The following is a 233-nucleotide window of genomic DNA, read 5'->3' on the forward strand; positions in this document are numbered from 1 at the left end:
CTCGACGTGGCGTTCGGCGCCGATCGCCATCGCGGCACGGCCTATGTGTTCCGCGGGTCCGCGACGGCGATCGCGTCGCTCTGTTTTGCAGCGATCGAGGAGGGCACGCTGGGCGGGTCGATCCAGTGCTGGCCGAGCGCGCTTGTCACCGCGGCCGGACAGCTGCCGCTGGTGCTGGGCGGCCCGGGCGCGGTCGCGCCCGGCCACCTGGGCAGCGGCGGCGGCCGGACGTG

At 75.5% G+C, this 233-nt stretch carries 1 pseudogene; it reads left to right on the forward strand.

Annotated features, from left to right (window positions below):
- Positions 1-233, forward strand: a pseudogene (locus tag AC0CH3_RS18030) (GNAT family N-acetyltransferase); the annotation flags it as partial.

Source organism: Sphingomonas sp. AC449, from assembly GCF_979253475.1.